The sequence below is a fragment of the Kitasatospora sp. NPDC127121 genome (genome assembly GCF_042677305.1).
GTDB lineage: Bacteria > Actinomycetota > Actinomycetes > Streptomycetales > Streptomycetaceae > Kitasatospora.
In genome coordinates, this window is the sequence record NZ_JBHXTQ010000153.1 from 1 (window position 1) to 5,406 (window position 5,406).

Annotated in this window: 6 protein-coding genes; 2 read left to right on the forward strand and 4 right to left on the reverse strand. The window is 73.5% G+C overall.

Annotated features, from left to right (window positions below):
• A partial coding sequence (locus tag ACFVHI_RS36895; RefSeq protein WP_380346416.1) for an MFS transporter occupies positions 1-1,307 on the reverse strand: 1,307 nt, incomplete at its 3' end.
• A gap of 188 nt (positions 1,308-1,495) precedes the next feature.
• Complete coding sequence (locus ACFVHI_RS36900) at positions 1,496-2,173, reverse strand: TetR/AcrR family transcriptional regulator (RefSeq protein ID WP_380346418.1); 678 nt, start codon at positions 2,171-2,173, stop codon at positions 1,496-1,498.
• Between the two features lie 299 nt (positions 2,174-2,472).
• On the opposite strand from ACFVHI_RS36900, the gene ACFVHI_RS36905 reads away from it, so the two are divergent.
• A complete protein-coding gene (locus tag ACFVHI_RS36905; protein WP_063346961.1) occupies positions 2,473-3,261 on the forward strand; it encodes a VOC family protein in 789 nt (262 codons plus the stop codon).
• Positions 3,262-3,264: 3 nt separating this feature from the next.
• Here the strand turns inward: ACFVHI_RS36905 and ACFVHI_RS36910 are convergent, their stop codons facing one another.
• Positions 3,265-3,780: a hemerythrin domain-containing protein gene (locus ACFVHI_RS36910; protein ID WP_380346420.1), complete on the reverse strand. Its 516-nt coding sequence runs from the start codon at positions 3,778-3,780 to the stop codon at positions 3,265-3,267.
• 144 nt (positions 3,781-3,924) lie between these two features.
• Positions 3,925-4,521, reverse strand: a complete 597-nt coding sequence (locus tag ACFVHI_RS36915; RefSeq protein WP_380346422.1) for a TIGR03086 family metal-binding protein — start codon at positions 4,519-4,521, stop codon at positions 3,925-3,927.
• A gap of 183 nt (positions 4,522-4,704) precedes the next feature.
• Between ACFVHI_RS36915 and ACFVHI_RS36920 the strand changes: the two genes are divergently transcribed.
• Entirely contained in the window at positions 4,705-5,274 is a 570-nt protein-coding gene (locus ACFVHI_RS36920) for a DoxX family protein (protein WP_380346424.1), read from the forward strand.
• The last annotated feature ends 132 nt before the right edge of the window (positions 5,275-5,406 follow it).

Here is a 5,406-nt window from a genome sequence, read left to right on the forward strand (position 1 = left end):
GAGGCCAGCCAACTGGTGGTGGCGCTGGCCGCGATGGTGTTCAGCAGCGCGGTGCCGATGGCGCCGCCGACCTGCTGCGAGGTGTTGACCATCGCCGAGGCGACGCCCGCGTCGCGCGGCTGGACGCCGTGCGTGGCCAGGCTCATCGCCGGCATGAACGCGGTGCCCATGCCGAGGCCCATCAGGACCAGGCCGGGCAGGATCAGCATCGGGTAGGAGGTGTCCAGACCGATGTTGCTCAGCAGCAGCATGCCGATCGAGGCGACCAGGAAGCCGGGGGCCATCAGGAACCGCGCCGGGACGCGGGTCATCAGCCGGGCGCCGATCTGGGTCGAGCCGGTGATCATGCCCGCCACCATCGGCAGGAACGCGACGCCGGTCAGCACCGGGCTGTAGCCGCGCACGAGCTGCAGGTAGTAGGTCAGGAACAGGAACAGGCCGAACATGCCGATCACGGCCAGGCCGAGCGACAGGTACACCCCGCCGCGGTTGCGGTCCAGCACCACGCGCAGCGGCAGCAGCGGGGCCTTGACCCGGCGCTCCACCAGGACGAACGCGGTCAGCAGCACGACGGCCGCGACGAACAGCCCCAGCGTGCTGGCGGCCGTCCAGCCGCTGGACTCGGCGCGGGTGAAGCCGTACACCAGCGAGACCAGGCCGGTGGTCACCAGCAGTACGCCGGGGACGTCCAGCCGGTTGCGGTTGCGGCCCTCGGCGGGCTCGCGGATCACCAGGACGGCGCCCGCGGCGGCGACGATGGCGAACGGGACGTTGACGAAGAAGGTCCAGCGCCAGTTCATGTACTCGGTCAGCAGGCCGCCGAGGATCAGGCCGATCGCGCCACCGCCACCGGCGATCGCGCCGTAGATGCCGAAGGCCTTGGCGCGCTCCTTGGCCTCGGTGAAGGTCACCGCCAGCAGCGACAGCGCGGCCGGGGCGAGCAGCGCGCCGAACACGCCCTGGAGGGCGCGGGCGCCGAGCAGCATCGCGGTGTTGGCCGCGGCGCCGCCGAGTGCGGAGGCGAGTGCGAAGCCGGCCAGGCCGACCACGAAGGTCCGCTTGCGGCCCCAGAGGTCCGCGATCCGGCCGCCGAACAGCAGCAGGCCGCCGAAGGCCAGCGCGTAGGCGGTGATCACCCACTGGCGGTTGCCGTCGGAGATGCCCAGGTCCCGCTGGGCGGACGGCAGGGCGATGTTCACGATGGTGGCGTCCAGGACGACCATCAGCTGGGCGAGGCCGATGAATATCAGCGCCTTCCAGCGCCGGGGATCGGGCAGCGTCGCCGCTCGGGCGTCGGTTTCAGGCATGGGGGTACTCACTTCAGGGTGCGTGGCGTGCGACAGGGTTCGACCGCCGTACGGGGACGGCTGGTCGCCGTACGGGGCGTCGGTGCGGGGCATGCGTCGGTGCGGGGCGTGCGGGGATCAGCTCCTGGCGGGCCGGTGGTCGGCGCGGTCCGGAGGGCGGGTCGGTCGGTCGGGGTGCCGCTGGTGGGTCAGTGGTGGGGTTGGAAGTCCTCGAAGGTCGCGGCCCGGCCGGGCAGCACCGAACGGGCCGGCGTGCGTAGCCCGTCCAGGAACAGCTGCAGGTGCCGGTGGACGAAGTCGTCGAGCAGCTGGCAGGACGTCCCCGGCAGCGGCCGGGTCAGCTGGCTGATCGCGATGAACAGGTCTCCGTGGTCGACGTCCGCCCGCAGTTCACCCGCCGCCCGGGCGCGCTCCATCAGACCGCTCACGGCGGCCGTCAGGCGCTCGCGGGCCTCGGTGAGGTCCGGGTCGAACGGGTCGACGTGGCTGGTGAACATCGGGCAGAGCGCGCCGAGCTTCTCCGCGACGGTCGCGTGCGCGAACCGCTGCAGGGCGTCGAACGGGACGCCGTCAGGGGCGTCCGCCTCGACCGTCGCCGTCTCGGCGAGGGCCAGGATACGGCTCTTGACGAGCAGCGCCACCTCGCGGACCAGCGCCGAGCGGTCCGGGAAGTTCCGGTACAGCGTGGCGTTGCCGACCCCGGCCCGCTTCGCGATCTCGTCCAGCGGCACGTCCGCGCCGTGCTCGACGAAGGCGTCGCGAGCCGCCAGGACGATCCGCTCCCGGTTGCGGGTCGCGTCGGCGCGCAGCTTGGGCGCACGGACGCTCTCCACGGGTCGGACCGGCTCGGTGGCGGCGGTGGTCACGGCGACTGCTCCTTCAGGATACCGGGGAAGTTCTCCCCGCTTCTGCCTACGAAAGACCAAACGGGGATTCCCTCCCCGGAAATTTCGCCTTTCGCTGTGACCTGGGTCACATTTCCCGTGCCACTCTTCCGAGCCACCCGCAAGCTCTCCCGCGAAGCGTTCAAGACTGGGTGCGCTGATCCCGGCCATGCCTCCCCGGGGGCGCTACGCCCGTCGCCCTAGGCTGTGGGCGTCCCGGGCGGCCGGTGGGTCGTGGGAGTCGGGAGGGGCCCGGCGGCCGGGGGGCGAGGAGGTCCGCGATGGGCAGCGGTGAGACCGCCAAGGTGCGCTGCGTGGCGGCCGTTCCGTGCTGGGTGAGCCTGACGGCCCGGGACCTGGAGGGGGCGAAGGCGTTCTACGGGCCGCTGCTCGGCTGGGAGTTCGAGCCGGCGCCGGACCGCTTCGGCCCGTACCTGCACGCGGTGACCGGCGGGGAGGCGGTGGCCGGGCTGGGGGTCGCGGGCAGCGACTGGGCGATGCCGGTGGCGTGGACCAGCTACTTCGGTACGGAGAGCGCGGACGAGGCCGCCGACGCGGTGCGCGAGCGCGGCGCGACCCTGGCGGTGGGCCCGCTGGCCTTCGACGCCGGGCGGGTGGCCTTCGCGGCGGACCCGGCCGGGGCGGTGTTCGGCATCTGGGAGGGCCCGCTGGGCCGGGCCCGGCGGCTGGACCTGCCGGGCGCGCCGGTCTGGATCGAGCTGCGCACGCCGGACCCGTTCGCGGCGGCGCTGTTCTACGGGCAGGTGTTCCGCTGGGACGGCCGTGACCCGGAGCGGTTCGACGTCCGCTGGGAGCACGACCGGGTGGTGCTGCGGGCGGAGGGTCACAGCGTCGCCGCGCTGGCGAGGGAGCAGGCGGGCGGTGCGGCGGGGCTGTCGCCGCACTGGGAGGTGTCCTTCGCCGTCCCGGACGCCGACCGGGCGCTGGCCCGGGCCGTGGAGCTGGGCGGTTCGGCGGTGGGGGCCGCCTTCGACTCCCCGTACGGGCGGGTGGCCCGGTTGCAGGACCGGGAGGGCGGCCGCTTCGCGGTGATCAGCCCGAAGAACTGAGGCTCACGGCCCCGCTGCGCCCGCTTCGGCGGGCCCCGCGCCCTCAAGGCCCTCGGGGCCCTCGGGGCCCTCGGCGGTTTCCGCGCGTTCGGCCCGCAGCCGGTCGCCGAGGGCGGCTCGGGCGGTGGCGGGCAGGGCCTTGCGGGCGGCCGGGAAGAGCTGCTTCTCCTCGACGGCGAGGTGGCGCCGCAGGGTGTCGGCGAGGCCGCGCAGCAGGGTGTCGAAGGCCGGGTCGGCCGGGCCGAGGCCCTGGAGGTCGGAGAGGTACTGCCCGATCGCCAGGTGCTCGTGGATGCTGCCGAACACCAGCGCCCCGCCGTCCGGCACGTCGTGCTGCACGAGCGGGAAGAGGTGTTCCTCCTCGGCCGCGCAGTGGGTGAACAGCAGGTCGGTCAGCCGGGCCAGCAGGTCGGTGCGCTCGGCGGCGCCGGCGGGTGTCCGCTCGATCCGGTCGAGCAGCTCGGTGACCGCCCGGTGGTCGGCGGTGAACTCGCCGAGGATGTCCGGCCTGCGGCTCATGGCGTGCCCGCCTCTCGCACGGATCGCGGCCCCCGCTCCTTCCAGTATCCGGCGTCGGGCACCACGCCGGTCGCCGCAGGTCAGGGCCGGTCGCGCCACGCCGGCCGCCGCAGGTCAGGCCGGTCGTGCCGCACCCCAGCCGTGTCAGGGCCGGTCGCGCCGCCCGGTGAGGGCGAGCAGGCGGGTCTGCGGGCCGGCGTCGTCGGGGACGGGCAGGGGCGGGTCGAACAGGCCGCTCCCGGAGAGGTCCCCGTAGCCGGCGAACTCGCCGAGGGCGAAGTCGACGAGTTCCGCCGGGAGCCGGGTGCGCCGTCCGATGGCTTCGGCGAGGTCCCAGCTGTGGATGACGAGGTCGGTGGTGAGCTGGTCCAGGTAGTACTGCCCGGAGACGTCCCCGAAGGAGAGGTGGACGGTGAGTTCGGTGGCGCCGGGGACGGCGAAGGCGTCCCGGGCGGCGTCGGCGGCTTCCGTCCAGGCGGTGACCGGGTCGTCGCCGAGGACGTCGCCGTCGAAGCGGCTGCCGACTTCGGAGATGGTGGCGCCCATCAGCAGTTCGGGGATCCACAGCTGTTCGCCGGTGAGGTGGTTGACGAGCTCGCGGACGGACCAGTCGGCGCACGGGGTGGGGGCGTCCCACTGGCGGGGGGTGGTCAGCCGGACGCGTTCGCCGAAGGCGGCGAGGGCTTCGGGGTAGGGCGTGCCGGGTGTCGCGGTCCGCCGGTGCTGCCTGCGTTGGGCCATGTCTCCACCCTGCCCCGGGCGGGGTCGGGCCCGCGAGTTGTCCACGACCCGTCAGTTGTTCAAATTCGAACTCCAAGGTACGGTCGAGGAGTGGCCGGTTCAAATTTGAACAACAGCCGCGGGATGACCCGCCCGGCCGCGCCACCACACCCCTACGACCGATCCCGATCGATGGAGACGCGCATGCCGAGCAGCAGCCCGAGCACGACCGCCCCCACCACCACCGTCCTCCCGGGCCGGGCGACCCCCGACTCCGCGACGACCTCCCCGCACGCCTACGACGCCGGACTCCTGCTCCTGCGCCTGGTCCTCGGCCTGACGATGGCCGCGCACGGCAGCCAGAAGCTGTTCGGCTGGTTCGGCGGCGGCGGGATCGACGGCACCGGTCAGTTCTTCACCATGAGCGGCTACCCGGCGGGCAACGCCATGGCCGTGGTCGCCGGCCTCACCGAGACGCTCGGCGGACTCGCCCTCGCCGTCGGCCTGCTGACCCCGCTGGCGGGTGCCGCGATCGTCGGCACGATGGTCAACGCGATCGCCGTCACCTGGGGCGGCGGCTTCTTCGCCCCGAAGGGCAGCGAGTACGAGCTGCTGCTCACGGCGGGTGCCGCCGCGCTCGCCCTGACCGGTCCGGGCCGCTACGCCGTGGACCGCTTCCTCCCGGTGCTGCGCGCGCACCGACTGGCGTACGGCGCGGCGGCGGTCCTGGTCGGCCTGGTGACGGCCGGTGTGATCCTGCTGCTGCGGAAGTAGTCGAGCGGGGCGTCAACGCCCAAGCGCAGGGGCCGGGGCGTCGGTTAGTGGGGCCGGCCCCAGCGTCGGTACCCCGCGAAAAGCTCACAATAGCGGGGCGATACAAACAAAAGTGTAGTGTTCCAATGTACA

Bases quoted from the DNA above. Each gene is read 5' to 3' on its own strand.
- ACFVHI_RS36905 (WP_063346961.1), top strand. From the start codon at position 2,473: ATGGGCAGCGGTGAGACCGCCAAGGTGCGCTGCGTGGCGGCCGTTCCG.
- ACFVHI_RS36910 (WP_380346420.1), bottom strand. From the start codon at position 3,780: ATGAGCCGCAGGCCGGACATCCTCGGCGAGTTCACCGCCGACCACCGG.
- ACFVHI_RS36915 (WP_380346422.1), bottom strand. From the start codon at position 4,521: ATGGCCCAACGCAGGCAGCACCGGCGGACCGCGACACCCGGCACGCCC.
- ACFVHI_RS36920 (WP_380346424.1), top strand. From the start codon at position 4,705: ATGCCGAGCAGCAGCCCGAGCACGACCGCCCCCACCACCACCGTCCTC.